The following is a 25,189-nucleotide window of genomic DNA, read 5'->3' on the forward strand; positions in this document are numbered from 1 at the left end:
AGAAGCCCCATTCGACTGGAGACGCGCGAAAAGCCCGGCCGTTTGGCCGGGCTGGATCTCCGCTTCCTTACATCCTCCTCGGGTATCCTTCCTCCCCGAGCATCCCTGGATAGTCGAGTCATCCTGACTCGGTCGTCCTTGCTGAGCGTTCCTTGCTCAGTTGCCCTTTAAGAATGCCAACCCCGGGCGAAATGGGCTTTAACCTGCAGCAACGTCCATGTAAGAAATAACCGATCTGTTTTGTAAGAGATAACCTACAAAAAGGGATCGCTACGACGAGCCGGATGGGTTCGCAGGGACACGGAAAGGCCGCGCCCATGGCACGATGGGGCGGGGCTAGCCGAGATCGGGAACCGTGGTAGGCCGGGGGCGCGATGACGTCAGGTGCTGAATGGCAGTACCGCCGCGTAAACCGCAAAGTAGTGACAGGTGCTGCCGCCGAGCACGAACACGTGCCAGATGGCGTGGTTGAAAGGGATGGCGCGAATGGCGAAAAAAATCACGCCCAAGGTGTAGGTGACGCCGCCGGCGGTGAGCAGGGCGATGCCAGTCGTGGGCAGACGGGCGCTCATCTCGCCGCTGGCGAATACGATCAGCCAGCCCATGACAAGGTAGATCGCCACCCGCAATACCGTGAAACGGTGCGGCCAGGCGAGCTTGCAGGCAATACCCGCAAGGGCCAGGGTCCAGACGATGGCAAACAGCGTCCAGCCCGTGGGGCCGCGCATGTTGACCAGCAAGAAGGGCGTGTAGGTGCCGGCGATCAGCAGATAGATGGCGCAATGATCCAGATGCTGGAAGATGCGCTTGAGTCGCGGATGGCGAACGCCGTGGTAAAGGGTCGAGGCGGTATAGAGCAGCACCAGGGTCACGCCGTAGAGGCTGATGCCGACAATCTTCCACGGGTCGACATGGGCGGCCACGCTGGCCAGCACCAGAAGAACGATGACGCCGGCCAGGCTCAGCGCGGCGCCTATGCCGTGGCTGATACTGTTCAGCATTTCCTCGAGAACATGGCGGCGTTGCCCGCTTGGAGCGAGGGAGTGCGGCATGGGGATCTCTTCCGTCAGGGGCGCCCCGATGCCGGTTCGGCTCAGGGCTTACGCTCTATATCCACATCGCCGGCCCGGGTGAAGTCGCCCAGTGCCATCATGTGGCCGAGTTTGCCTGCCTTGGTGGACAGGTACTGCTCGTTATGTGGATTGAGACCCGTGGTCAGGGGCACGCGTTCCGCAATGTCGACCCCTTCTTTGGTCAGGGCATCAACCTTGCGCGGGTTGTTGGTCATGAGGCGCAGGCCGTTGACACCCAGGTGCTCGAGCATCGGCACGCAGAGGTCGTAACGGCGCAGGTCGGCACCGAAGCCGAGTCGCTCGTTGGCTTCCACGGTGTCGGCGCCCTGATCCTGAAGATGGTAGGCGCGAATCTTATTGAGCAGGCCGATGCCGCGCCCCTCCTGACGCAGGTAAAGCAGTACGCCGCGTCCCTCTTCGGCGATACGCTTCAGCGCTTCCTGAAGCTGATAACCGCAATCGCAACGCATCGAGAACAGGGCATCCCCGGTCAGACACTCCGAATGCACCCGTCCGAGCACCGGCTCGCCGTCGGCTACGTTGCCTAGCGTCAGGGCGATATGATCCTTGCCGGTGGCCTCGTCCTCGAAGCCGTGCATGGTGAAGGTGGCCCAGGGGGTGGGCAGCCGGGAAGCGGCGATGAATCGAATGGTCACGGGGTACCTCGGTCAGACCACGGCGATGCCGGAAGTGAAGCTGCCATTCTAGCAGGAACGTGGCCCGTGCTCACGGGCATGACCGGGAGGTGCAGGCAGCACGCTGCGTTTCACTTGGCCAGGGTCAAGCCGCGTGAAAAATGATGCGCTACAATGGACCGACATTTCCTGTGGAAGATGCCTGCATGGATCTCAAGAACGATCGCTTCCTGCGCGCCCTGATGCGTCAGCCGGTGGACCGCACCCCGGTATGGATGATGCGTCAGGCGGGCCGCTACCTGCCCGAGTACCGCGCCACCCGCGCCGATGCCGGCAATTTCATGGACCTGTGTCGCAATCACGACCTGGCCTGCGAGGTGACGCTGCAACCGCTGGAGCGCTATCCGCTCGACGCTGCGATCCTGTTCTCCGACATCCTTACCATTCCCGATGCCATGGGGCTGGGACTCTATTTCGAGACGGGCGAGGGGCCCAAGTTTCGCAAGACGGTGCGCAGCATAGAGGATGTCGAGGCGCTCGAGGCGCCGGACGCCGAGCGCGACCTCGACTACGTGATGCGCGCCGTGTCCACTATTCGCCGCGAGCTGAACGGGCGTGTGCCGCTGATCGGCTTCTCGGGCAGTCCCTGGACGCTGGCGACCTATATGGTGGAAGGGGGCTCCAGCAAGGACTTCCGTCACGTGAAGACCATGCTCTACGACAAGCCCGATACCATGCACCAGCTGCTCGATGTGCTGGCCCAGGCGGTGACCGATTACCTGAATGCGCAGATTCGGGCCGGCGCCCAGGCGGTGCAGATCTTCGATACCTGGGGCGGCGCACTCTCCACGCCAGCCTATCTGGAATTTTCGCTGCGCTACATGGAGCAGATCGTCGCCGGTCTCGAGCGAGAACACGACGGGCGCCGCGTGCCGGTGATCCTTTTCACCAAGAACGGCGGTCAGTGGCTAGAGGATATCGCCCTGGCCGGCCCCGACGCCGTGGGCCTGGACTGGACCACCGAACTGTCCGATGCCCGTGCGAGGGTGGGGCACAAGGTGGCGCTGCAGGGCAATCTCGACCCCAACGTACTGTTCGCCCGCCCGGCGGCCATTCGCGCTGAGGTGGGGCGCATCCTCGACAGCTACGGTCACGGCCCCGGGCACGTGTTCAACCTGGGCCATGGCATCAGCCAGTTTACCGACCCGGACAGCGTCACCGCCTTCATGGAGGCGCTGCATGAGCTGAGCCCGCGCTACCATCGCACCATCCAGTACCAGAATGCCTGACGGCGTACGGCATCGGCGTTGGCACGATCGACATCGCCTGTGGGCGGTGTTGGCCGTTCTGGCGGCGCTCGCGATCGCCGGCGGCAGTCTAACGCCGGGCGACGAGATGCCCAGCCAAATACCATGGGACAAGGCCAACCACTTTCTCGGCTATGCCGGGTTGGCCGGCTTGATGGGGCTAGCCGGTGTACGCCCACCTTGGGCCTTTCTCGCGGCGACGCTCTACGGTATCGCCATCGAGTACTTGCAGATCTCGGTACCGGGCCGTAGCGGTGGAGATTGGTTCGATATCCTCGCCAATGGCCTGGGAGCCGCGACGGCATCCCTGCTATGGGGATGGCGGACGGCGCGCCGCCGGGAGTAGCGTCCCTTTGGAAGCGACGTGGTGCTTCATAGGGTTCGACACGACGGCGCCCCGTCACCGCAAGGTGGCGGGGCGCCGTCGTTCAAGGGCGAGGGTTCACTGGATCTCGGCACGCTCGATGATCACCGCTTCGCGCGGCACGTCCTGGAAGGGCCCGCGGCTGCTGGTGGGCACGCGTTTGATGGCGTCGACCACCTCCATGCCCTCCACCACGCGGCCAAACACGGCGTAGCCCCAGGCCTGGCCGGAGTGGGTGCCCTGATGGTCGAGGAAGCGGTTGTCATTGACGTTGATGAAGAACTGCGAGGTGGCCGAATGTGGGGCGCCGGTGCGCGCCATGGCCAGTGTGCCGCGCTCGTTGCGCAGGCCGTTGTCGGCTTCGTTGGTGATCGGATCGCGGGTGGGCTTCTGGCGGAAGTCTTCGTCAAAGCCGCCGCCCTGGATCATGAAGCCGTCGATCACACGGTGGAACAGGGTGCCGTCGTAATGGCCCTCCTGCACGTAGGTGAGGAAATTGTTGACGCTCTCGGGGGCCTGTTCCTGAAACAGCTCGATGCCGATGGGACCATGGTTGGTGTGAAACACCACATCGGTGGCGTGGGCACTGGCGGCGGCCAGCGGCAGGCAGACGGCGGTCAGAAGGATCAGTAGGGTTCGTTTCAGCACGAGGGGCTCCTGTAGGGCGGAATCGGTGTGTTGTAAACATGTGTGTCTAGCTTACGACTGCCGGCGTCCGGCTTCCAGACGGGGCGCCTCGCGATCGAGCGCGACATCCCGCCGCGCCAGTGAGGTTGATCCAGATCAGAAGGGGGGTCACTAAGAAAGTCTCCATATGGCGTTTATGCGCCACTCGGCGGACCATGCCAACAGGTCGGCCGTTCAGCTCGCCATCGGCGACATCATCGCCGCGGCCACGGCATCGTTCGTGTCGGCGTTTGCCGACGAGGAGATAGCAGTCCATGGTGGCGGAACTCGGAAACTTTGCCCTGATCCTGGCCTTGTGTCTGGCAATAACCCAGAGCGTGCTGCCGTGGCTCGGCGCCTGGCTCGGCGATGCGCGGCTGATGCGCAGCGGTCGTTTCCTGGCCACCGGGCAGTGCGTCTTCCTCGCGCTGGCTTTCGCGATTCTGGTCTGGGCCTTCGCCGTCGACGACTTCACCGTGCGCTACGTCGCCAGCCACTCCAGCGCCGACCAGCCGCTGATCTACAAGCTGACCGCCGCCTGGGGCGGGCACGAGGGCTCGCTGCTGCTGTGGGTGTTCCTGCTCGGTGCCTGGGGCTTCGCCGTGACACTGTTCAGCCGCTCGCTGCCGCGGGAGGTGGTGGCCCGGGTGCTGGCCGTGCTGGGCATGGTTTCGGCTGGCTTTGTCGCCTTCACCGTGTTCACCTCGAATCCTTTCGAGCGAGTCGTCCCCGCCCCCATGCAGGGGCGCGGCATGAATCCGCTGCTGCAGGATCCGGGCATGATCCTGCACCCGCCGCTGCTCTACATGGGCTACGTGGGCACCGCGGTGATCTTCGCCTTCGCCATCGCGGCACTGCTGGGCGGCCGGCTCGATGCCGCCTGGGCGCGCTGGTCGCGCCCCTGGACCACGGCGGCCTGGGTATTCCTCACCCTGGGCATCACGGTGGGGGCCTGGTGGGCCTACTACGAGTTGGGCTGGGGTGGCTGGTGGTTCTGGGACCCCGTGGAGAACGCCTCCTTCCTGCCCTGGCTGACGGCGACGGCGCTGATCCATTCGTTGGCGGTGACGGAGAAACGCGGCGGCTTCAAGGTCTGGACCCTGATGCTGGCCATCGCCACCTTTGCGCTCACCGTGCTCGGTGCCTTCATCGTGCGGTCCGGGGTGATCACCTCGGTGCACGCCTTCGCTACCGACCCCGAACGCGGGGTGTTCCTGCTTGGCATCCTGAGCCTCACTTTGCTCGGCGCGCTGTCGGTCTACACCTGGCGGGCGCCGAAGGTGGGGCTCGGCGGAGCCTTCACCGGGTACTCGCGCGAGTCGTTGCTGCTGGCCAACAACGTGCTGCTGGCGGTGGCCTGCATGGCGGTCTTCGTCGGCACGCTCTACCCGCTGGCGCTGGACGCCTTCGGCCTGGGCAAGATCTCGGTGGGCCCGCCCTACTTCGAGACTGTCTTCGCCCCGTTGATGCTGCCGCTCTTGCTGCTGGTCGGCCTGGGACCGTCGGTGGCCTGGAAGCAGGCCAGCCCCGGCGACACCGTCCGCCAGCTGCGCTGGGCCTGCGTCGCCAGCGTACTTGCCGGCGGGCTCTGGCCGCTGGCCCTGGGGACCTGGCAGCCGTTGACCGCGCTTTCGCTGATGCTCGCCGTCTGGGTCGTGCTGACGGCCCTGCTCGACGTGCGTAGGCGGTTGGGCTCCGCGCGACAGCCGTGGCCGACCCGGCTCAGGCGGGTTCTGCGCCCGAGTTTTCTCGGCATGCACCTGGCGCACATGGGGCTGGCGCTGGTGGTGGTGGCGATCGCCATGGTCAACACGTACGAGGTCGAGCGCGACGTGCGCCTGGCCCCGGGCGAGACCGCCTCGGCGGCAGGCTTCGACTTCACCCTGCGACGCATGGAGTCCGTACGTGGCGCCAACTGGGAGGGCGACCAGGCGGTGGTCGAGGTTGTCCGCGAGGGGCGTCCGATCGCCCTGCTCACGCCGCAGCGGCGCTACTACGACGCCCAGCCGCGCAACCCCATGAACCAGGCCTCGCTCGACCGCTCGGCGACCCGCGACGTCTACGTCTCGCTAGGGGAGCGGCTGGAGGGGGACGCCTGGAGTTTCCGGCTCTACTACAAGCCCTACATGGCCTGGATGTGGGGCGGGGGGCTCTTGCTGGCGCTGGGCGGGCTGCTGGCCGCTGCCGACAGGCGCTATCGTCTGGCGCGCCGACACCGTGACGAACCGCAGGTTGCCGTGCGCCGTCACGCCACCATCGGGGAGACGATCCAGCCATGAAGCCGCGTCTGATCCTGCTGCTATTGGGAGTCTCGGCCCTGCTGGGGCTGCTATTCATGGGCCTGGGTCTGAACAGCCGAGACCTGCCCTCTCCATTGGTAGGCAAGCCGGCACCACCGTTCATGCTGGAAGCGCTGGAAAATGCCGAGGTCATCCTGACCGAGCGCGACTTCATCGGCGAGGTGGCGCTGGTCAACGTCTGGGCCACATGGTGCGGCACCTGCCGTTCGGAGAAGCCGCTGCTGATGGAGCTGGCCCGCGGTGGCATTCCCATCCACGCCTTCAACTACCGCGACGAACGCGACTCGGCGCTGCGCTACCTCAACGTCAGTGACAACCCGTACCGCACCATCGCCTACGACCCCAAGGGCGACGCCGGTATCGACTGGGGCGTCTACGCCACGCCGGAAACCTACGTGCTCGATGCCGAGGGGGTGATCCGCTACAAGCGCATCGGCCCGCTCACCCGCCAGCTGCTGCTCGACGAGGTGCTGCCGCTGATCGAGACCCTGCGCGCCGGCGAAGCCAGGAGGATGGCGCAATCATGAAACCACGCATCCCCCTCATTCGACGCGCTCTGAGCCTGTGGCTGCTGGCCGCCTGGCTTCCCGCGGGGTCGGTCATGGGGTTGGCGATCGGCGAGCCGCTGACGTTCACCCGCGAGGCGCATCAACGCCAGTACGACATCCTGGTGCGTGAGCTGCGCTGCACGGTGTGCCAGAGCGAGGCCATTCACGAATCCAACGCCGAACTGGCCGCCGACATGCGTCGCCGGGTCTACGAGATGACGCTGGCCGGGCACGACGCCGGGGCCATCATCGAGTTCATGGTGCAGCGCTATGGCGACTACGTGCGCTACCGGCCGCCGCTGCAAGCCAACACCTGGTTGCTATGGGCCAGCCCCTTCCTGCTGGCGCTGTTCGGCGCCTTGGCCTGGTGGCGAAGCGTCGCCGTGCGACGGCGCATGCCCCCGGCACCGGTCTTCACCGGACAGGAGCGCGCCCTGCTTGAGCGGCTGCGCCGCGAAAGCGGTGGCGGGAGGTTGCCGTGAACGGAGGGTTTCTCTTGCTGGCACTGGCGCTGTGCCTGATGGCGCTGGCCTTCGTCGTTATCCCGCTGCTGCATGCGCCGCCCGATGCCGCGTCGCTAGACGGGCGGGCGCCACCCTTGGCGATGCATCGAGAGCGGTTGGATGAGCTCGACCGGGATCTGGCCGCCGGCACCCTGACCCGGGCCCAGCACGCGACGGCGCTGGCTGAACTCGAGCGCGAGCTGCTCGACACCATCGTCGTCGCCCCCGTCTTGCGCAGGCGCGTTGGGCGGCATGCTTCCTCCATCGCTGCCTTCACCAGCGTGGTTGTGCTGCCGTTTCTGGCCGTCAGTATCTATTTGACGGTCGGCCATGCCGAGGAGGTGTTTGCCACCCAGGCGTCTGCGGGTACGCCAGCGCCACTTTTCGAAGCCGAGCCGCCTTCCGAGGCGGCGTTGCGACGTGAGTTCGAGCACTTGGCGCAGCAGCTTCAAGGACGTCTGGCCCGGGAGCCGAACGATCTCGAGAGCTGGGTGCTGCTGGGTCGCACCCTGGTCTTCTTGAACGACCTGATAGCCGCGGAGCGAGCCTTCCGCGAGGCCATGGTCCATGGCGGCGAGCGCAATCCCGACTTGTTGGCGCGCTATGCGGACGTTCTGGCCGAACGGCAGGGCAGCCTGACCGGCGAGCCCCAACGCCTGATCGAGCGCGCCCTGGCCATCGACCCCGAACACGTCCAAGGGCTATGGCTGGCGGGCTCCCTGGCCGTCCAACTGGCGGACGAAGCCGCGGCCCGGGGCTACTGGCAGCGCCTGCTCGGCGTGCTGCCGCCGGATTCGCGCGAGGCCGAGGCGATCCGCGGCAATCTGGCGCAGCTGGACCGGGCGGCAGCCGAATGAGACGCGTCACAGAAGGAGGCATCGAATGACATCGCCGCTGAGCCGTGAGGCCCTGCAGGCCGTACGCCAGGTACCACTGTTCGCCGGGCTCGAAAGCGAGACCCTGGCGCTGCTCACCGAGGGTGCCCTGGAGCGCCGCTATCGCCGAGGAACGCAGCTGTTCCGCAGGGGCGAGCCGGCGGATCGCTTCTACGTGGTGCTGGGCGGCTGGGTCAAGCTGTTCCGAGAGAGCCCCGATGGCAATGAGTGCATGGTGGGGTTATTCACCCGCGGTGAATCCTTCGCCGAGGCGGCGATGTTCGACCGGCTGGGGTTTCCGGTCAATGCGGCGGTGGTCGAGGAGGCCCGGCTGCTGCTCTTTCCCGCCGAGCACTTTCTCACCACCCTGGAGCGCCATCACGGCCTGGCGCTCAACATGCTCGCCAACCTCTCTGGCATGCTGCGCTCGCTGGTGCGCCAGCTCGACCAGCTCACGCTGCAGCCCACCTACCAGCGCCTGGCGGCCTTCATCGTCTCGCTGTGCCCCGACGAGAATGGCCCGATCAGTGTCTGCCTCCCCTGCGACAAGCTGCTCATCGCCGGTCGGCTGGGCATGAAGCCCGAGAGCTTCTCGCGGGCGCTGGCGCGGCTACGCGAGGTCGGCGTCAGTTGCGAACGCAATTTCGTCCATGTCGAAGACGTCGCCGGTCTGCGGCGCTTTGCCAATGCCACCGACGAAGCGGTCGTTGCCCCCCTCAGTGGCGTCATGCCGGCCGCTGGCCTGCGTCCCTGCCGCTGACCCACCGGCTATCCCTTCCTACGCCACGCCGCGGCCCGTGCCAATGGGGCGCGGCGCTTTACTCGAAACTCTTGTGACATAAGTCAACTCCTGGATGCATCAATTGACAATGGTCAAGTGAGGCGAAAGGCAAAGCTGCTCTACTGGCCCCAGGTGGGGGGTGGCTGAGAGCCATGGTCGCTGAGCGCAGAAGAAAAGGTCATGTCGGGCACCCGCCAGCCACTACCCGAAGGGGAAACCAAGCGAGGCACGTTATGCACAAGAGAGCATTGACCAAGGGGATCTTCGCCCTCAGCTTCCCGTTGGCCGCCATGGGGACCGCCCAGGCCGCGGCGCCGGAATTGAGCGCCGAAGAGATGGAGCGCGCCAACAACATCTACTTCCAGCGCTGCGCCGGCTGTCACGGCACCACGCGCAACGGCGCCACCGGTCCTAACCTGTTGCCCGAGACCACCCAGGAGCTGGGCCAGCGGCGTCTGGAGAGCATCATCACGCTGGGTACGGAAGGCGGCATGAACAACTTCGATGGCATCCTCTCCGCGGATGACATCACGCTGATCTCGCAGTACATCCAGCACGACCCGGTCGAGCCGCCGGAGATGTCGCTGGCCGACATGAAGGAACGCTGGCAGGTCTTCGTCGCGCCGGAAGACCTGCCCACCGAGCCCCAGCATGATCTCAACTGGGAAAACTTCATGGTCACCATTCTGCGTGACCGTGGCGCCATGGGCATCATCGACGCCGACACCAAGGAACTGGTCACTGAGGTCGAGACCGGCTACGCGGTGCACGTGGCCAAGGAGAGCTCCGACGGCCGCTTCTGGTATGTCCAGGGGCGTGACGGTCGGCTTTCCAAGATCGACCTGTGGATGAACCCGCCCCAGGTCACCGCGGAGGTATTCATCGGCTACGACGCCCGTGACGTGGCGGTGTCTCACTACGGTGAGTGGAAGGACAAGTACGTCATCGGCGGCGCCTACTGGCCGCCGCACTTCGTGATCGCCGATGCCGAGACCATGGAACCGCTCAAGGTCGTCTCCACCCGCAGCTATGACACCCAGGGCAACTTTCGCAACGAGGCCCGCGTCGCGGCGCTCTACAACACACCGCATGCGCCGACCTTCCTGGTCAACGTCAAGGAGTCCGGCCAAGTCTGGCAGGTCGATTACAGCGATATCGACAACCTGCGCATCGACCAGATGGAAACCGCCGAGTACCTGCACGACGGTTTCTTCGACCCCACCGGCCGCTACTTCCAGATCGCCGCCAACATGAGCGACAAGATGGTGTTCATCGACACCGAGACGCGCAAGTTGGTCAGCCTGCTGGAAACCGGCGTCAAGCCCCACCCGGGCCCGGGCGCCAACTGGGTCGATCCCGAGTGCGGTCCGGTGGCGGGGACCACCCACCTGGGCGAAGGCCGCATGACCTTCTGGGGCAACGACCCCGAAGGGCATCCCGAACGGGCTTGGCAGATCTGCGACAGCGTCGAGACCGACGGTCCCGGCCTGTTCGTGCGCACCCACCCCGACTCACCCCACGTGTGGATCGACCAGGCCATGCATCCCGAGGCCGACGTCAACCAGTGGGTCATGGTCATGAACAAGGAGACCCGCGAACTGACGCCGATCCACGTCGCCGACCGCCCCCTGGAGCATGACGCCGTGGCGGTGCACATGGAGTACGACCAGACCGGCACCGAGGTGTGGGTCTCCATCTGGGCGCGTGGCGACGGCCATCAGGAGGACGGCGCCATCGTGGTCTATGACGACCAGACCCTGGAGGTGAAGGCGGTCGTCGAAGGCCTCAACACGCCGACCGGCAAGTTCAACGTCTACAACCGCAAGAAACACGTCGGCTGATCGCCCAGCCGCTTGCGCCGGGGGCCAGCGGGCACCCCGGCCCTTTCCCCCGCCGTTTCGCCGCGGCGAAGCGGCGGGGGAAAGGGCCGGCACAACAGCGACAACCAGGCGGCGGCCGTCGAGGGCAAGCACTCGCGAATGACATTGGGAGTAAGACCATGGGGGAGCGACCACGCAATTGGCGCAGAATCACCATCTTGGGGGCATCGCTGGGTGCCGCGGTGTTCTTCTTTGTTGCCGGTATCATCTTCTGGGGCGGCTTCAACACCGTGATGGAAGCCACCAACAGCTACACGTTCTGCACCAGCGCCTGCCATGAGATGAGTTGGGTTCACGAGGAGTACCAGGAACGTCCGCACTACCGCAATGCCACCGGTGTGGGGGCGATCTGCTCCGATTGTCACGTACCGGACGCCTGGGGGCCCAAGATGATTCGTAAGATCCAGGCCAGCCGCGAGGTATGGCACTGGATGCTGGGCTCGATCGATACCCAGGAGGCGTTCGAGGCCAAGCGCATTCACCTGGCCGAGAACGTCTGGCGCTCGATGCTCAGGACCGACTCGCGCGAGTGCCGCAACTGCCACGACGGGTCGGCGATGGCCCTGGAGCAGCAGGCCGCGCGCGCCTCGCGCGAACACTCGCGCGCATTCGATCAGGGCATGACCTGCATTGAGTGTCATCAGGGAATCGCCCACCGGTTGCCCGAGGCCTGGGACGAATCGCCGGTATGGGCAGGCCGCTTCGAGGTCGCCGACGCCGCGGATGGCGTCGGGGGAGCGCCGGAGGCACCGCTGGAGAGCGAGGATATCGGCGAGGCTGCCTCGGTCAGTGAGAACCTGGCTGCCTCGCTCGACTGGGAGGCGATGCCGGCGGTCGAGCTGACGCTGTTCCTGCCCGGACAGGCCTCCATCGAATGGATCCAGGACGGCAGCGAGCATGGCGGCGGCCGCGCCTTCAGCTTCGGCGATCGCTGCCTCTGGTGTCACCAGGGCGAAGAGGCGGACATCGGCGCGCTGGCCGTCGCCGGCGAGAAGATCGAGACTTTCGACCTGGGCGACAAGCGCGGCCACGTACCGATGAGCGTCAAGGCCGCCTTCGATGACGAGTACCTTTATATGCAGTTCCAGTGGGAGGCCGGCGAGCATGCGCCGCTGCCCTTCATCGAAGGCGGCGTGATGGACCCGGATAACCCCTTCAAGCTGACCGTGAGCCTCTCCGACGACCGTGTCGACATGGCCGAGCGGGCGGGCTGCTGGGCGAGCTGCCACCACGATTCCGCCTACATGCCGGACGCCCCCGAAGCCGAGGCGCTTGCGGCGAGCGAGCTCTCCGAGCGACTCGATTTGATGAGCGGTAACGGCGTCACCAAGTACCTGACCGAGAGTCGCACCGGGATCGAGATCAAAGGACGTCGCGGTGCCGCCCGCGGTGGCTGGGACAAGCTCAAGGAGGAGGGCGAGATCCGGGAGCTGCTCGATGGCGGCGTCTACCTCGACCTGGCGCGTTACAACAGTGGCGACGGCAGCGTCGAGTCGGGCTACGTCCTCGACGAGCGCCATTTCAGCGGCAGCCAGGCCATCGCCTTCAGCGCCGAGGAGCAGGACGGGGTGTGGACCGCCTACCTGACCCGCGCGCTCAAGACCGGGACGCAGGGCGACAAGCCGCTCGACCTGGCGCGTCTCTACAGCCTCAACGTAGCGCTGCACGACGATCACGCCGCTTCGCGTTTCCACCACGTCTCGTTCCAGTACGGTCTGGCCTTCGATGCCGAGAACCCGGAAGAAGCCTTCGGCGAGGACAGGGTGGAAATCAATGCGACGCGCGTCACCCGCTGATGCACGGCGATCCACGCGGTGTCCTTGGCCTGGCCGGGGGCGCTGGCGAATGAGAGGTACTGACATGATGCGCTTCAACCGTGCCGGCACCTGTTTGGCCGCCGGTGTGACGGCTCTGGCCATTACCGCTGCCCTGGCGGCGGAAGGGCCCACGGGCTATCGCAGCGCCGAGTTCGGGATGTCATCCCAGGAAGTGATGGCCGTTCTCGAGAACGATGGCGTGACCGGGATCGAAGTACACGAGACCGACGAGGGCGATCGCCTCATCGATGGCGAACTGCAGGACGAGACCGCCCTGCGCTACGTGTTCCCGGCCGGCGACGACGCTCTGGCGCTGGTGGTGGCCTTCCACCACGACGTGGCGGAGCGCGAGCGGGTCATCGAGCGGCTCGTGGCGAACCACGGCGAACCCTGGGAGGAGGAGATGGCCGCCTGGTGGTTCGAGCAGCTCCAGGGGGAGAGGCCGGAAACGCCTCAGAGCCTGATGGTGTGGAGTGGCGACGGCGACGAGATGGCCCACCGCGGGCGCTTCGTGCGGCTGTGGACCTTTGAGGATTACCTGTCGGTGGAGTACCTGGATACGCAGCGGTTTCGCTGAATGCGCATAACCTCACGGCCGCCCGCTGGCGGCCGTTTCGCTTGCCCGGCAAGCGCTCAGTCGCTGCCGATGCGCTCGATCAATCCGAGGAAGGGCGCCAATGTGAGGGCCAGAATGGCCAGCACTGCCAGCGCCACCAGCAGCATCTTCACGGGATGCTGCCTAAGGCGCCGCCACAGGGTCGGTGCGTCTCCCTGGGTGACCCGCTCGGCATGCTCCTGCTGTACACGTGCTTGCCGCCCGGCCTGGTAGCGTTCGAGCACGTCGCGTGCCCGTTCGAGTTGAGAGGCGTCGCGTAGCCAGATGGCATCCACGCCCAGGCGCCAGAACCCGGCGTGAGTCTCGTAGGTATCGAAGCCATGCTCGTCGAGCAGCCGGCGCACCTCCCAGGCTTCCTCCTCGGTGACGTTGGCCAGCCGGAACAGCAGCGTCGCCATCAGCCGGCCGCCTTGCACCGCCGCTCGGCGCGGGCGATGGCCGCCTCGGCCCCCGCCAGGTCGAAGCTCATGAACCAGTAGTCCTCGTCGCCGCGATCGAAGCGCAGCCGTAGCGTTTCACCGCCGCGCATCTCGTCGAGCAGCAGGTCCTGGGTATCGAGGTAGAAGTTGACGTAGAAGCCGCGGTCGCCGCGCTGGGTGATGAATTCCGCCATGCCGCTGTGGAGGGTCTCGTGATCCACCCGCAGGTCGCCGGGCACCAGGTTGGCCACGCGGCTCTCGGGCTGGTGCTCTTCGAGTTCGACGCGCACCTCGAGCCACGGCAGATCGCACACGCCGGCGGTGTAGTTCACGCTCAGGATCGAGTCGCTGTAGCTCGTCTGCTCGAGGGCGCGAAAGTGGCGCTCATCGCCCAGCGACAGCGTCACGGAGTGCCAGTTTCCGTGCTGCTCGGCATCGCTGACGTTGTAGTTGGTGGCCGCGGCCGGGCCGGCCAGGGTCAGGCCGACCAATGCGAGAGCGAGCAGGGCGGTGAAACGCATGCGGGGTCCTCGAGAAACGATGCGCCCGAGCCTAGCATGAAGCGGTAACGCTGTCCCGCCGGGCTCAGTGTCCTCCGCCATGGCCATCGCCGTGGCCGGCCATGGCGCCCATCGCCTCGCCGCCGCCCAGTTCGCCGCGGCTCAGGCGGGCCAGCAGCTCAAGGTCGATATCGTCAAAGGTATACAGCTCGCCGCCGTGGGTCTCGGCAAAGGCCTCGGCGTGGCGGCGTTCCTTGAACGAGGCCAGGGTATGGCCCATGGAGCCGCGCTGGTCGTGGCCCGCCACGTACCACGCCTCGCTGGCGAGGATGAAGGCGTCGTCGTCGGGGGTAGGCCAGGGGGCGGCCGCCACGTCGTGCACGTAGGCGTGGGAGAGGCGGGTTTCGTTCTCCGGTTGGCGCAGGAAGGCGAACAGCTCCGCGGTGGAGCAGAACTTCAATGCCGAGCCCTGCTTGTCCATGAAGGCCTGACCCTTGGGCCCGGGGTGCTCGTCGATCAGCATGCCGCACACGTGGCAGCTGTCGCCGGATTCGATGGGCTCGGCGGCGGCCAGGGCGACGGGCTCCGGTTCGTTGCAACCGGCGATCAGCAATGTCGACAGGAGCAGGGGAAGCAACAGCAGGAAGCGGGGCATGGGGGCACTCCAAGGCAAAGAAGGAAATCAGGCCGAACGATGACGAAAGCGCAGCAGCGCCAGGCCCAGGGGTACCAGGCACCAGGCGGCCAGCAGGGGCAGCAGCACGGCGGGGCGGAAGGCGCCGCCCACGGCAATGGAGGTCAGGCCGGTATAGCTGCGCGCCGCCTCGAAGCCGGCCAGGTTGATCAGGCGGAACAGCTCGGTGGGGTTGAGCAGCAGCAGCCAGGGCAGCCAGTCGCCGCCCTGCTTGACGCTGACCAGCAGGGCCAGCAGGCCCAGGTCGAACACCAGTACGAACAGGAACCACACCACCAGCGCCAAGCCGGCGGCGCGGGCCTTCTCGCTCACCCATACGCTAATCAGGTAGGCGAAGGCGATGAATACCCAGCCCAGCAGCACGCTGCTGACGATCAGCAGGCCCATGCCGGCGGCGAGTTCACCCAGCGCCACACCCTCGGCGCCCAGCGCGATCACCACGCCGGCAATGCCGAAGCCCAGCGCCGTGGCGCTGCCGAGGATCAGGCCGTGGCCGAGGAATTTGCCCAGCAGCAGCGCGGTGCGGCTGACCGGGTAGGTCAGCAGCAGCAGCAGGGTACCCGACTCCTGTTCGCCGACCACGGCGTCGTAGGCCAGCAGTAGAGCGATCAGTGGGATCAGGAACACTGCCAGGGTAGCGAGGCTGACCAGCGTCGTGGCCAGCGAGGTGAAGCCCAGCCCGCCGCTGGCGGCGGCACCGAACCAGGCGATGCCCACGGCGAGCAGGGCCAGCACCAGGGTGATGGCCAGCACCCAGCGGTTGCGCATGCCGTCGCGGAACTCCTTGCCGGCCAGGGTCAGGATGGCGTTCATTGGGCGTCTCCTCGCTCATGGGGTGCAAGCCCGGCGGAGAAATGGGTGTAGAGGTGCTCGAGGGTGGGTGGTAGCAGTTCGACATCCTCGACGCCGGGGTGAGCGGTGAGGTGACGCAACACGGCAAGCTTGGCGTCGGCGGGCACCGAGAGCGCCACCTCGTGGCCGTTGAGCGGCCGTGCCTGAATGCGCGACTCGCTCCAGAGCCGCTGCCAGTCGGCGCCTTCGAGCCGGCCGCGGGCGCGAATGGTCGTCGGCAGCGCGGCTTCGGCGCGCAGGGTCTCGAGGCTGCCCAGCGCCAGGCGGCGGCCGCCGCCAAGGATCAGCGCGCGGTCGATGTAGGGCTCCACGCCCGGCAGCACGTGGGAAGAGAGCAGCACCGTACAGCCACGCTCGCGCAGGCGGCGCACGGTGTCGTAGAAGTCGCGAGTGGCGGCGGGATCGAGCCCGGTGGTGGGTTCGTCGAGCAGCAGCAGGCGTGGCTCGCCGAGCAGCGCCTGAGCCAGACCGAGGCGCTGACGCATGCCCTTGGAGTAGGTCTTCACACGGCGCTTGGCCGCCGCGCCCAGGCCGACCTGCTCGAGCAGCTCGTCCACCTGGCGCCGATCGACGCGCTTGAGCCGGGCGAAGAACTCCAGGACCTCGCGGCCGCTGAGCGGCTCGTAGAAGCTGACGTTCTCGGGCAGGTAACCCAGTCGGCGGCGCAGCGTCTCGGCGTGAGCGCCGTCGGGGGCGCCGCCGAGTACGGAGATCGAGCCTTCGCTAGGTGAGAGCAGTCCCAGAATCAGTTTCATGGTGGTGGTCTTGCCGGCGCCGTTGTGGCCGAGCAGGGCGAGGACCTCGCCCTCGCAGACCGTGAGGTCGAGGGCGTCGAGGCGCACGACATCGCCGTCGCGTCGGGTCACGCCGTGGAATTCGATCACCGCGGTCATGTGTCGGAGTCTCCGAAGTGGGGTTCCATCATCAGGGGGGCGCTGTCCTTCACGCCTTGGGGACGGAAGACGGGGAACTGACGCTGCACCCAGCGCAGGGTCAGTACCGCGGGGCTGTGCATCAGCAATCGTGCGACAGGGTAGCGCCACAATAGGCGGTCCATGGCGTCGTTGGGCTCGTAGGGGGTATCGCCGACGCCGTCGCCAGCCAGGTCCCAGCCCAGGTAGTCGCTCCAATAGTTGCCGCGGCCGTTTTCCGTCCACTCCTGGGTGCGCGTGGCGACGTACATCACCTGCTGGCGGTTGTCGATGAAAGCGTTGCCCACCACGGCGTTGTCCTCGGACCCGGCGGTGAGGTGGATGCCGATGTCGCTCGCGGCCAGGCGGTTGCCTTCGAAGCGGTTGAACTGGGCGTTGTAGACGAACAGCGCCTTGCCTTCGGCGCCACTGACCATCCCCTCACCGCTGGCATCCAGCGGCTGGCGTACGTCGCGGATGCGGTTGCCGCGCAGGGTGGAGTCGGTGATGTTGTTCATCAGGATGCCGTAGTTGAGGTCACCCTCGGAGCGGTTGTCGGTGACTGTCAGATGGCGCGACTGCATCAGCGCATAGCCGGTGCGGGTGTTGCGGGTCAGGTTCTCTTCCAGGCGGTTGTCATGGGCGTACATGTAGTGCACGCCGTAGCGCAGATCCTGCATCACGTTGCCGCGCAACAGGCTCTGGCTGCTGGTGTCGATGTAGATGCCGTCGCGTACGTCGCGGATGTCGTTGCCCTCGACCCGTGCATCGCGCACGTTGTACAGATGAATGCCGTTGCCACGGTCCTGCGAGCGCAGCGAGGTGTCGCCGCGAATGACGTTGTCGTGCACGTCCACTTCGTGTACCGAATCGAGACGAATGCCAAAGCCGGGCCCTTCGAGGCGCGAACGGCGAATGACGCTGCCGGTGGCGGTGCGCGCCACCAGGATGCCGGTATCCATCGCGGTGAGGTCGCGGCCCCAGTTTTCGACGGTGAGGCCGTCGATGACGCTACCGGGGGCGGTGACGATCACGCCATGTCCGCTGCCACCTGCATCGATCACGGCGCCGGGCTCGGCCTCCACGCTCAACGTGCGGACGAGCATGAGCGGGCCGGGATAACGGCCCGCTGGCAGCAGCAGGCGATCGCCGTCGCTGGCGCGTTCGACCAGCGGCTGCAGCGATTCGCCCGGGCGGGCCTGCCAATCGGCGGCCAGCAACTGGCCCGGCACCAGCAGCCAGGCGGTCAGAATCAGGATAGGGACGCCGAAAAACGGTCGTCGGGTCATGCCTTTCTCCAAACTGTTGAGGGCCGGGGGGCGGCCATCCATGGCCGACCCGTTCGGAGGAGCCTCCTTACCCCTGACGTAGGACCTCCTCTATCCGCTTGGTCCCGGCATGCTCATGTCATCAGAAGGCCATTAGGCCTTCTCGACCAGCATGCGGCCGGTCATTTCCATGTGCATGGCGTGACAGAACCAGTTGCAGTAGTACCAGTGCACGCCGGGCTTGTCGGCGACGAAGGTCACGCTGGCGGTTTGTTGCGGGCTGATTTCCATCTGCACGCCGTGGTTGACCATGCAGAAGCCGTGAGTCAGGTCTTCCACCCGGTCGAGGTTGGTGATCACCACGGTGACCTCGTCGCCCTGCTTGACCTTGAAATCGGTCAAGCCAAACGTCGGAGCAACCGAGGTCATGTAGACCCGCACCTTGTTACCGTCGCGAATCACCTTGTTATCGCGCTCGACGTTGACGCCATCGGCCTCGGCCATGGCAATGGTATCGGCGAAGAAGGGATCGTCGCGTCGCCACACGCGCCGCGGGTCGATCTGGTCGGCGCGCACCAGAATGCAATCGTGCGGCTCGGCATAGGTCGGGCCGTCGTGCACCAGCTTCATCTCGTCGCCGCTGATGTCGATCAACTGGTCGTTTTCGGGGCGCAGCGGGCCCACCGGCAGGAAGCGGTCCTTGGAGAACTTGGATAGCACCACCAGCCACTTGCCGTCGGCGTCGCGCGACTCGGTGAGGCTGGCGTGGTTGTGGCCGGGCTGGTAGTGCACGTCCAGCTTCTGGCGGATGTAGTTCACCTCTTCGCCGTTGTAGTGGCGAATGGCGTCCTCGATATGCCATTTGGCCACCTGGCTGTCGATGAACAGTGTGGTGTAGGCATAGCCGCGGCCGTCAAACGTGGTGTGAAGCGGCCCTAAGCCCAGCTCGGGCTCGCCAACCACAGTGTCGCGCGGCTCGATGACGTCGTCGAACAGCTCGGGCAGCTTGTCGATCGCGATGATGGTCACGGTCGGCGACAGCTTGCCGTTGGCCATGAAATATTTGCCATCCGGCGAGGTGTTCAGGCCGTGCGGGTTCTTGGGCACCGGGATGTAGCGGGTCAGCGCCGAGCCCTTGCGGCCGTCGAGCACCGGCACCGGTGAATCGCCCAGGGTTTCGTAATGGCCGGCGGCGACGGCGGCCTCGATCGCCTCGACGTCGAACACCACGACCCAGTCGCGCTCGGCGCTCATGGTTTCGGAGAGGGTCATGCCCTTCTCGGAGTTGTAGCAGGTGGAGGCGACGAAGCGGCCGGTGTAGTCGGCATCGGTATTGTCGAGGTTGCCGTCGACGATCACCTGCCAGGCCACGTCCATGCTCTCCGCATCCACCGCGTTGAACATGGTCCAGTAGTTCTCGGGGTTCTCCAGGTCGCGCCCGTCGTTGACCTGCGGGATCGGCATCTCGGCGTTGCAGAACACGTACTTGGTGTGCGGCACTTTCTGCAGGCGCAGGCCGTGGATCGCCTGAACGTTGGGTATGGTGGTGATCTTGTCCGTCTTCATGATGTCGAGACGGATGCGTGCCACGCGAGTGTTGGCCTTGTCGTTGATGAACAGATACTTGCCGTCGTAGCGGCCGTCGGTCATCGAGATGTGGGGGTGGTGGCTGTCGCCATTGAGGAAGCGTGCGGACTCGCCGAGGATGCGCTTGGACTCGTTGCTGATGCCCCAGCCGGTGGCACTGTCGGTATTGAACACCGGGATGCGCATCAGCTCGCGCATGGAGGGCACGCCCAGCACGCGCACCTCACCGGAGTGGCCGCCGCTCCAGAAGCCGTAATACTCGTCGAGTTCGCCTGGCGCCACGCTGCCTTCGGCGGCGCCGGCGGCCTGGGCCTGGCGGCTGCTCATCAGCGCGCCGGCGCCGAAACCGCTGGCCAGGCCGGCCCCGGCGACGCCGGTCACCGCGCTGTTGCGCAGGAAGTGCCGGCGACCGAGGTTCTCGATCTGTTTCTTGTCACTCATGGTTCAGTCCTCCTGGTGGGTCGGAATACGCTGCAGCCGATCGACGGCGTTGGCGGGTTCGTGAATCTCGACACGGCCATTGCCGCCCGATACGCGCGCCGCCTTCTCGTAGCGCTTGCGGCGCTTGATCATCGGTGGGCAGCGATGGTCGTCGTGGTAGGTGACCTGGCAGTCGAGGCAGTAGTGACACTCGTTGGCGTTGATATGACCGTCGGGATGAATGGCGGCCACCTCGCATTCGTTGGCGCAGATCTGACAGGGCGTGCCGCAGCTGCCGCGGTGGCGCTTGAGCCAGTCGAACAGCCGTAGGCGAGCGGGAATGGCAAGCCCCGCGCCCAACGGGCAAACGTAGCGGCAATAGGCCTTGTGGGTGAACGCCGAGATGGCGACCAGGCCCAGGGCGTAGAGCAGGAAGCCCCACTAGCGCTGGAAGCGCAGGGTGATGGCGGTCTTGAACGGTTCCACCTCGGCGTAGCGCTCGGCCTGCCCCAGCGAGTGCAGCGAGACGGCGAACAGAGCCAGCAGGATGATGTACTTGATTGCCCATAGCCGCTCATGCAGGGCGAAGGGAATCTCGAACTGGGGCACCTTGAGCTTGCGCGCGGCCTGGTTGACCAAGTCCTGCAGCGCGCCGAAGGGGCACAGCCAGCCGCAGAAGACGCCGCGGCCCCACAACAGCAGGCTCACCGCCACGAACGACCAGAGGATGAACATCATTGGGTCGATCAGGAACGACTCCCAACTGAAGCCGGTGATCAGTGAGTTGAGGAAGGTGAGGACGTTGACCACCGAGAGCTGGGCCAGCGAGTACCAGCCGATGAACACCAGGGTATAGACCAGGAAACCCAGTCGTAGCGGGCGCATGATGCGTGGGTAGCGCACCAGCACGTCCTGGAACAGCATGACACCGGTGAGCACCGCGAGGCCGGCACCGAGCACGGCGATCTGAAACGCCTTGTCGCGCCACACCTGGACCCAGATCGGCTCCTCCCTGGGCGGCTCGGGTCGCTCGATGTAGGTCTCGGGCACGCTGTAGTCGGCGCTGAAGCGGCTGAATTCGGTATCCAGCGGTCCGGAGGGGCGGCGTACCAGCAGCTCCAGCTGCCACGGCTGGCCCGGGTCGAAGGCGGCCGCCTCGCGCACGATGAAGATGTCGCGCTCGGCGAAGTCGGGCGCGCCCACGATGGACAGGTTGCCTAGGCGGATATGGTCGCTGTCGTGGAAGCTGACGGTGGTAGTGCCCTGGCTGAGTTCCAGCCGATCGAAGATGCCGCCGCGCACGTAGCCCGAGCCCTTGAAGGAGTAATCGCCGCGGCCCATCACCGCGATCGCGTGCTCGCCCTCATTGAGCTCTTCCATCAGCTGCGCGTAGCCGCCGTCGCCCAGCAGGTTGCGACCGGCGGTGGGTGGGTTGAGGTAGGTATAGAAGAGTTCGATGAAGGTGCGCTCCGCCGGCTGGGGCGTGTGCAGGTAGTGCTCGGCAGGCGTGCCGACGAAGGTCTCGTCCACTTCGCCGTGGGTCAGGTGGAGACGGCGGATGGTACCGTCGCCGGTGAGGGTCCCCCAGTCGGCGGGGGCGTAGACATCCTCGAGCACCCGGGCCGGCGGCGCGGCGGAAGGGTCGGCGATCAGCCCCTGCTCGGCGGCCACCTGGCGTGCGGCGCGCAGGATGGTGTCGCTGACCACGATGACGGTGACGGTGGCACCGGAGATGGCATCCAGGTTATCGCCGACCTTGAGCCGGTCGTTGGCATGGGCGCCCACGTGCGCGTCGGCGAAGCCTTCCAGCTTCGTCTCGGGGATGCCCACCAGCATGATGGGTTCCTCGTGGCCGAGGATATCGGCCAGCACGATACGGCCCTCCAGGTCGATGCCCACCAGCAGGTTGACCGGCTTGCCCGAATAGGCGGGGATGGGGGCGATATCGACACTCTCGAAGGCGTAGCCCAGCGGCTCTCCCGTGTCATCCAGCACCGCCATGGTGGGAAGGGTGCCCTCGGCTTCGCTCAACCGGGCCGCCTCGGGGAAGCCGGGGCGAACCTGCACCAGCTCGATGGCCATGGCCGGCAGGGTGAACAGCAGCATCAGCAGACCGATCAGCCAGGTGAGGGCCAGGGGAGACGGGGCGCTGCGCCGGATGGGCATTGGCATTCCTTGAATTCCTGCCTGTGAAGGCCCCTCGCGAGGGCTGTTTTCAACAGGCATGTGAAATGAATCTTTTGCGGCTCGAAAGCACCCGGTGCGAATCCGACCAGGCGGTTATGGCGCTATCATGCCAGTCGATTCATTCACTCGAATTGATATGGGTCATGTCCCGAAGGGCCGACTCGGTTCTTTGGGAGTACCCCCGATGAGGTAGGCCCTCGCGGGGCGCAAGGCGGGATGTGAAGCGAAGAGCAAGGCAGGAAACGAAGAGACGGGACGCATGACCGATGTTGGCGGTATGGCGCCCGTCTCGCCGGCGAACTTGGCCGCCGGGTGGCTGAATCGCTGGGGGTTAAAGCACCGGCTCGACCATGAAATCGACCGCGGCCTGCACGTCCTCGTCGCTCAGGCCCATCTGGCCACCCTTGGGTGGCATGGCGCCGAAGCCCTCGATAGCGTGGGCATAGAGCGTGTCGATGCCTTTCTCAAGGCGATCGGCCCAGGCGGCCTCATCGCCGCGTATCGGCGCGCCGGCAGCGCCGGTCATGTGGCACGCCATGCAGGCTTGGTTGTAGACGGCTTCGCCGTCGGCTTCCGCCTGGGCAGTGGCGGTAAGCGAGAGGGCGGCGAAGCCGGCGAGCAGGGCGACGGTGAATGTCTTCATGGTGTTCTCCTTATGCTTAAGTTCACGGTGAAGCCAGTAGCGATGGCAGAACTCCGCTTGGCGCCTGGCCTCGATAAAGAGCCAAAGCGGATAATGGCATAATCAGGCAGGGCTGATAGCGATCTGCATCAAGCGGGCGAGCTGTGGCTGACGGGGGCCGAGCATGTCGGCCAGCGTGTATCGATCCAGCACGGCCAGGAAAGCTTCCAGCGCTTCATTGAAGATCGGCTTGAGCCGGCAGGCGGGGGTGATGATGCAATCGTTGCCGTCGCGTAAGCACTCCACGAGACCGAGTTCGTGTTCGGTATCGCGTACCAGCCCACCGAGGGAAATCTCCTCGGGGGCACGGCTGAGCAACAATCCGCCGTGCTTGCCGCGAATGGTAGTGATATAGCCGCGGTGGCTGAGGTCCTGTACCACCTTCATCAAGTGATTGCGCGACACGCCGAAGCTCTCGGCGATCTCGTGGATCGTGGCACGCTCGTCGCCTTTGACGGCGAGAAAGATCAGCACGCGCAGCGCATAGTCGGTGTAACGGGTCAGGTGCATGGCCAATCCAGCGATCGCTTGATGAAAGAAAAGTCGTTCTAAGGACGTTTCATGCTAGCACTGTTCAGCCGAGCGGGTTCCTCGGCCGAGCCTGTGGCATCGGGTCGCGTGGCGACGAAAACGGCAACGCCGCAGAACAGCACCGCCGTCGCTCCGAGCACCACCGGGGCGGCGCCGCCCAGCCAGAGCAGCAACCAGCTCAGCGCCAGCAGGGCGACGGCCAGTCGCTTGGCATGACGCGGAATGGCGCGCTGTTGCTGCCAGGCCTGTAGCGCCGGCCCCAGCCGCGGGTGTTGCCAGAGCCAGCGCGCCAGGCGTGGCGAGCCCTTGGGGGCCGCCCAGGCCGCGAGCAGCAGGAAGGGTGTGGTCGGCAAAAGCGGCAGTACGGCACCGACGGCACCCAGACCGATACAACCATAGGCCAGGGTAAGCCAGGCCAGGCGTGAGAGGTGATGTTTCATCGCTGCTACCTCGCGACGGTTTCCAGCGGGTACGCTAAGCAGTATTTTATATACATGTTAAAAGTCCTTGCCAAGTCCGGCGTCGGCGCGGCGATCGCCCCCTCTCTCCGGCTACCCGCCTGGCGCTGGCTGTTCCCGCTGGCGGCGCTGCATGCCGCATTAATGCCGGCGCTTTCGCTGCTGGCGCTCTACCACGGCTGGGAGGGGCTGCAACTGGGGTCGCCAGCGGCCCATGCGCGGGAAATGCTGTTCGGTTTCGCCCTGGCGGTCATCGCCGGTTATCTGCTGGGCCCCGTGCCATGGCGGCAGCTGTTGCTGCTGACGGCGCTGTGGCTGGTGGGGCGGCTGGGCGTGCTGGATTGGCCTGGTGCGGTCGCGACCGCGCTGGCCGATGGCGTCTTTGCAGGGTGGGTGGCCGTACGCCTGGTGCCGCGCTTCCGATCCGCCAAGAAGTGGCGCAACCGGCTGCTGTCGCCGTTGCTGGGCATGCTCTGTCTGCTGGCGATGGTCACCCTGACCTGGCGTTACCTCGACGACATGCCGACTACCGCGCCCCTGATGCATCAGGGCGTGCTATGGCTGGTGCTGCTGATGACCTTCATGGGCGGGCGCGTGATCTCGCCGGCGGTCAATGGCCATTTGATGAGCCAACACCGCTTGGCGGGTCGGGGCGTTCAGCCGCGGATCGAGGCGACCTTGATCGTGCTGCTGGGGCTGGCGGCTTTCCTGGCACCGTGGCAGGTGCTGCATCCGCTGGCCGCGTGGTTGTTGCTGGTGGCGGGGCTGCTGGTCCTGTGGCGCATTCTGCGCTGGGCGCCGATGCGCCGCGCGACAAGGCCAGACTTGCAGGGGCTGATGCTGGGCTACATCTGGATCGCCATCGGCTTGTGGCTACTGGCGCGCAGCTGGTGGATGCCGACGCACGCCAGCACGGCATTACACGCCTTCACCATCGGGGCGCTGGGGACGCTGGCCAGCAGCGTCATGCTGCGCCACGTGATCCTCCGCGCGAAACAGCATCCCGAGCGGGAGGGGCTGCTGCTGCCGCTGGCCGGCCTGTTTGCCGTGGCGGCGATGTTGCGGCTCTGGGCGATCCATGCCGGCAACGGCTGGCTATGGCTACTTTGGATCTCTGCCGCCGCATGGGGCCTGGGCTGGTTGCTGGTGGCCCGGCGGCTGTGCGTGTGGATAGGGCTTGTCGACAGGGTGAATGTAGGGCGGCGGCTGCCGCGCGAGCCCGCCAAACTTGACCCCGGACAATAGAGGGGCGAGCTGTCGAGACGGCGCCGGCGGCCGGTGTCATACTCACGGCATTCAGGCATGGCGCGCTCCG

26 protein-coding genes are annotated in these 25,189 nt (G+C 66.0%); 11 read left to right on the forward strand and 15 right to left on the reverse strand.

The window, feature by feature from the left end; all coding sequences use genetic code 11:
• Positions 1 to 380: 380 nt before the first annotated feature.
• The gene (gene trhA, locus F0A17_RS17525) at positions 381 to 1,052 is read right to left on the reverse strand and encodes a PAQR family membrane homeostasis protein TrhA (protein WP_149329655.1); all 672 of its coding nucleotides are present in this window, start codon (positions 1,050 to 1,052) and stop codon (positions 381 to 383) included.
• Positions 1,053 to 1,093: 41 nt separating this feature from the next.
• Positions 1,094 to 1,729 (reverse strand): GTP cyclohydrolase II, encoded by a 636-nt coding sequence (gene ribA / locus F0A17_RS17530; protein ID WP_149329656.1) that lies wholly within the window; start codon positions 1,727 to 1,729, stop codon positions 1,094 to 1,096.
• Between the two features lie 185 nt (positions 1,730 to 1,914).
• Between ribA and hemE the strand changes: the two genes are divergently transcribed.
• Both hemE and F0A17_RS17540 read left to right on the forward strand, forming a co-directional pair.
• Positions 1,915 to 2,997: a uroporphyrinogen decarboxylase gene (gene hemE / locus F0A17_RS17535; RefSeq protein WP_149329657.1), complete on the forward strand. Its 1,083-nt coding sequence runs from the start codon at positions 1,915 to 1,917 to the stop codon at positions 2,995 to 2,997.
• Positions 2,990 to 3,361: a VanZ family protein gene (locus tag F0A17_RS17540; protein WP_149329658.1), complete on the forward strand. Its 372-nt coding sequence runs from the start codon at positions 2,990 to 2,992 to the stop codon at positions 3,359 to 3,361. Before hemE ends, F0A17_RS17540 begins: the two co-directional genes overlap by 8 nt.
• Before the next feature lie 96 nt (positions 3,362 to 3,457).
• On the opposite strand, the gene F0A17_RS17545 is transcribed toward F0A17_RS17540, so the two are convergent.
• Positions 3,458 to 3,979 carry a peptidylprolyl isomerase gene (locus F0A17_RS17545; protein ID WP_422671107.1) on the reverse strand — a complete coding sequence of 174 codons (522 nt, stop codon included), beginning with the start codon at positions 3,977 to 3,979 and terminating at the stop codon, positions 3,458 to 3,460.
• Between the two features lie 341 nt (positions 3,980 to 4,320).
• Between F0A17_RS17545 and F0A17_RS17550 the strand changes: the two genes are divergently transcribed.
• From F0A17_RS17550 to F0A17_RS17585, 8 genes are all read left to right on the forward strand, one after another.
• Positions 4,321 to 6,324 carry a heme lyase CcmF/NrfE family subunit gene (locus F0A17_RS17550; RefSeq protein WP_149329659.1) on the forward strand — a complete coding sequence of 668 codons (2,004 nt, stop codon included), beginning with the start codon at positions 4,321 to 4,323 and terminating at the stop codon, positions 6,322 to 6,324.
• Positions 6,321 to 6,872 carry a DsbE family thiol:disulfide interchange protein gene (locus F0A17_RS17555; RefSeq protein ID WP_149329660.1) on the forward strand — a complete coding sequence of 184 codons (552 nt, stop codon included), beginning with the start codon at positions 6,321 to 6,323 and terminating at the stop codon, positions 6,870 to 6,872. Before F0A17_RS17550 ends, F0A17_RS17555 begins: the two co-directional genes overlap by 4 nt.
• Entirely contained in the window at positions 6,869 to 7,375 is a 507-nt protein-coding gene (locus F0A17_RS17560; RefSeq protein WP_228716950.1) for a cytochrome c-type biogenesis protein, read from the forward strand. Before F0A17_RS17555 ends, F0A17_RS17560 begins: the two co-directional genes overlap by 4 nt.
• Positions 7,372 to 8,253: a c-type cytochrome biogenesis protein CcmI gene (ccmI, locus tag F0A17_RS17565; protein WP_149329661.1), complete on the forward strand. Its 882-nt coding sequence runs from the start codon at positions 7,372 to 7,374 to the stop codon at positions 8,251 to 8,253. Before F0A17_RS17560 ends, ccmI begins: the two co-directional genes overlap by 4 nt.
• Positions 8,254 to 8,278: 25 nt before the next feature.
• Positions 8,279 to 9,031: a Crp/Fnr family transcriptional regulator gene (locus tag F0A17_RS17570; protein ID WP_149329662.1), complete on the forward strand. Its 753-nt coding sequence runs from the start codon at positions 8,279 to 8,281 to the stop codon at positions 9,029 to 9,031.
• A gap of 254 nt (positions 9,032 to 9,285) precedes the next feature.
• A complete protein-coding gene (locus F0A17_RS17575) occupies positions 9,286 to 10,893 on the forward strand; it encodes a nitrite reductase (protein WP_149329663.1) in 1,608 nt (535 codons plus the stop codon).
• Positions 10,894 to 11,051: 158 nt separating this feature from the next.
• Complete coding sequence (locus F0A17_RS17580) at positions 11,052 to 12,728, forward strand: NapC/NirT family cytochrome c (RefSeq protein ID WP_187774730.1); 1,677 nt, start codon at positions 11,052 to 11,054, stop codon at positions 12,726 to 12,728.
• Between the two features lie 64 nt (positions 12,729 to 12,792).
• Positions 12,793 to 13,326: a hypothetical protein gene (locus tag F0A17_RS17585; protein WP_149329664.1), complete on the forward strand. Its 534-nt coding sequence runs from the start codon at positions 12,793 to 12,795 to the stop codon at positions 13,324 to 13,326.
• A 56-nt stretch (positions 13,327 to 13,382) separates the two neighbouring features.
• Here the strand turns inward: F0A17_RS17585 and F0A17_RS17590 are convergent, their stop codons facing one another.
• From F0A17_RS17590 to F0A17_RS17640, 12 genes are all read right to left on the reverse strand, one after another.
• Entirely contained in the window at positions 13,383 to 13,763 is a 381-nt protein-coding gene (locus tag F0A17_RS17590; protein ID WP_149329665.1) for a DUF6164 family protein, read from the reverse strand.
• Positions 13,763 to 14,305 carry a hypothetical protein gene (locus F0A17_RS17595; protein WP_149329666.1) on the reverse strand — a complete coding sequence of 181 codons (543 nt, stop codon included), beginning with the start codon at positions 14,303 to 14,305 and terminating at the stop codon, positions 13,763 to 13,765. The genes F0A17_RS17590 and F0A17_RS17595 overlap by 1 nt, the downstream gene beginning before the upstream one ends.
• A gap of 64 nt (positions 14,306 to 14,369) precedes the next feature.
• Complete coding sequence (locus tag F0A17_RS17600; RefSeq protein WP_149329667.1) at positions 14,370 to 14,939, reverse strand: nitrous oxide reductase accessory protein NosL; 570 nt, start codon at positions 14,937 to 14,939, stop codon at positions 14,370 to 14,372.
• Positions 14,940 to 14,966: 27 nt separating this feature from the next.
• Entirely contained in the window at positions 14,967 to 15,791 is an 825-nt protein-coding gene (locus F0A17_RS17605) for an ABC transporter permease (protein ID WP_149329668.1), read from the reverse strand.
• Entirely contained in the window at positions 15,788 to 16,723 is a 936-nt protein-coding gene (locus F0A17_RS17610) for an ABC transporter ATP-binding protein (protein ID WP_149329669.1), read from the reverse strand. The genes F0A17_RS17605 and F0A17_RS17610 overlap by 4 nt, the downstream gene beginning before the upstream one ends.
• Positions 16,720 to 18,030: a nitrous oxide reductase family maturation protein NosD gene (locus F0A17_RS17615; protein WP_149329670.1), complete on the reverse strand. Its 1,311-nt coding sequence runs from the start codon at positions 18,028 to 18,030 to the stop codon at positions 16,720 to 16,722. Before F0A17_RS17615 ends, F0A17_RS17610 begins: the two co-directional genes overlap by 4 nt.
• Positions 18,031 to 18,162: 132 nt before the next feature.
• On the reverse strand, positions 18,163 to 20,037 hold the full coding sequence (nosZ, locus tag F0A17_RS17620; protein ID WP_149329671.1) for a TAT-dependent nitrous-oxide reductase: 1,875 nt from the start codon (positions 20,035 to 20,037) through the stop codon (positions 18,163 to 18,165).
• Between the two features lie 3 nt (positions 20,038 to 20,040).
• Positions 20,041 to 20,448: a 4Fe-4S binding protein gene (locus tag F0A17_RS20720; protein ID WP_223111571.1), complete on the reverse strand. Its 408-nt coding sequence runs from the start codon at positions 20,446 to 20,448 to the stop codon at positions 20,041 to 20,043.
• A gap of 9 nt (positions 20,449 to 20,457) precedes the next feature.
• Complete coding sequence (locus tag F0A17_RS17625) at positions 20,458 to 22,188, reverse strand: 4Fe-4S binding protein (RefSeq protein WP_223111568.1); 1,731 nt, start codon at positions 22,186 to 22,188, stop codon at positions 20,458 to 20,460.
• Positions 22,189 to 22,534: 346 nt separating this feature from the next.
• A complete protein-coding gene (locus F0A17_RS17630) occupies positions 22,535 to 22,846 on the reverse strand; it encodes a c-type cytochrome (RefSeq protein ID WP_149329672.1) in 312 nt (103 codons plus the stop codon).
• Between the two features lie 102 nt (positions 22,847 to 22,948).
• On the reverse strand, positions 22,949 to 23,395 hold the full coding sequence (locus tag F0A17_RS17635; protein ID WP_149329673.1) for an Rrf2 family transcriptional regulator: 447 nt from the start codon (positions 23,393 to 23,395) through the stop codon (positions 22,949 to 22,951).
• A 38-nt stretch (positions 23,396 to 23,433) separates the two neighbouring features.
• Positions 23,434 to 23,856 carry a YbaN family protein gene (locus F0A17_RS17640; protein WP_149329674.1) on the reverse strand — a complete coding sequence of 141 codons (423 nt, stop codon included), beginning with the start codon at positions 23,854 to 23,856 and terminating at the stop codon, positions 23,434 to 23,436.
• A gap of 54 nt (positions 23,857 to 23,910) precedes the next feature.
• On the opposite strand from F0A17_RS17640, the gene F0A17_RS17645 reads away from it, so the two are divergent.
• Complete coding sequence (locus F0A17_RS17645) at positions 23,911 to 25,119, forward strand: NnrS family protein (RefSeq protein ID WP_149329675.1); 1,209 nt, start codon at positions 23,911 to 23,913, stop codon at positions 25,117 to 25,119.
• Positions 25,120 to 25,189 lie beyond the last annotated feature (70 nt).

The organism is Billgrantia pellis (assembly GCF_008297955.1).
Taxonomy (GTDB): domain Bacteria; phylum Pseudomonadota; class Gammaproteobacteria; order Pseudomonadales; family Halomonadaceae; genus Halomonas; species Halomonas pellis.

What these genes read in the sequence shown, in the direction of transcription:
- F0A17_RS17585 (WP_149329664.1), top strand. Translation starts at nt 12,793, where the DNA reads ATGATGCGCTTCAACCGTGCCGGCACCTGTTTGGCCGCCGGTGTGACG.
- F0A17_RS17600 (WP_149329667.1), bottom strand. Translation starts at nt 14,939, where the DNA reads ATGCCCCGCTTCCTGCTGTTGCTTCCCCTGCTCCTGTCGACATTGCTG.
- F0A17_RS17615 (WP_149329670.1), bottom strand. Translation starts at nt 18,030, where the DNA reads ATGACCCGACGACCGTTTTTCGGCGTCCCTATCCTGATTCTGACCGCC.
- F0A17_RS17560 (WP_228716950.1), top strand. Translation starts at nt 6,869, where the DNA reads ATGAAACCACGCATCCCCCTCATTCGACGCGCTCTGAGCCTGTGGCTG.
- F0A17_RS17625 (WP_223111568.1), bottom strand. Translation starts at nt 22,188, where the DNA reads ATGCCAATGCCCATCCGGCGCAGCGCCCCGTCTCCCCTGGCCCTCACC.
- nosZ (WP_149329671.1), bottom strand. Translation starts at nt 20,037, where the DNA reads ATGAGTGACAAGAAACAGATCGAGAACCTCGGTCGCCGGCACTTCCTG.
- hemE (WP_149329657.1), top strand. Translation starts at nt 1,915, where the DNA reads ATGGATCTCAAGAACGATCGCTTCCTGCGCGCCCTGATGCGTCAGCCG.
- F0A17_RS17550 (WP_149329659.1), top strand. Translation starts at nt 4,321, where the DNA reads ATGGTGGCGGAACTCGGAAACTTTGCCCTGATCCTGGCCTTGTGTCTG.
- F0A17_RS17575 (WP_149329663.1), top strand. Translation starts at nt 9,286, where the DNA reads ATGCACAAGAGAGCATTGACCAAGGGGATCTTCGCCCTCAGCTTCCCG.
- F0A17_RS17595 (WP_149329666.1), bottom strand. Translation starts at nt 14,305, where the DNA reads ATGCGTTTCACCGCCCTGCTCGCTCTCGCATTGGTCGGCCTGACCCTG.
- F0A17_RS17555 (WP_149329660.1), top strand. Translation starts at nt 6,321, where the DNA reads ATGAAGCCGCGTCTGATCCTGCTGCTATTGGGAGTCTCGGCCCTGCTG.
- F0A17_RS17635 (WP_149329673.1), bottom strand. Translation starts at nt 23,395, where the DNA reads ATGCACCTGACCCGTTACACCGACTATGCGCTGCGCGTGCTGATCTTT.
- F0A17_RS17640 (WP_149329674.1), bottom strand. Translation starts at nt 23,856, where the DNA reads ATGAAACATCACCTCTCACGCCTGGCCTGGCTTACCCTGGCCTATGGT.
- F0A17_RS17570 (WP_149329662.1), top strand. Translation starts at nt 8,279, where the DNA reads ATGACATCGCCGCTGAGCCGTGAGGCCCTGCAGGCCGTACGCCAGGTA.
- F0A17_RS17590 (WP_149329665.1), bottom strand. Translation starts at nt 13,763, where the DNA reads ATGGCGACGCTGCTGTTCCGGCTGGCCAACGTCACCGAGGAGGAAGCC.
- F0A17_RS17580 (WP_187774730.1), top strand. Translation starts at nt 11,052, where the DNA reads ATGGGGGAGCGACCACGCAATTGGCGCAGAATCACCATCTTGGGGGCA.
- F0A17_RS17540 (WP_149329658.1), top strand. Translation starts at nt 2,990, where the DNA reads ATGCCTGACGGCGTACGGCATCGGCGTTGGCACGATCGACATCGCCTG.
- F0A17_RS17630 (WP_149329672.1), bottom strand. Translation starts at nt 22,846, where the DNA reads ATGAAGACATTCACCGTCGCCCTGCTCGCCGGCTTCGCCGCCCTCTCG.
- trhA (WP_149329655.1), bottom strand. Translation starts at nt 1,052, where the DNA reads ATGCCGCACTCCCTCGCTCCAAGCGGGCAACGCCGCCATGTTCTCGAG.
- F0A17_RS17605 (WP_149329668.1), bottom strand. Translation starts at nt 15,791, where the DNA reads ATGAACGCCATCCTGACCCTGGCCGGCAAGGAGTTCCGCGACGGCATG.
- F0A17_RS17645 (WP_149329675.1), top strand. Translation starts at nt 23,911, where the DNA reads ATGTTAAAAGTCCTTGCCAAGTCCGGCGTCGGCGCGGCGATCGCCCCC.
- F0A17_RS17610 (WP_149329669.1), bottom strand. Translation starts at nt 16,723, where the DNA reads ATGACCGCGGTGATCGAATTCCACGGCGTGACCCGACGCGACGGCGAT.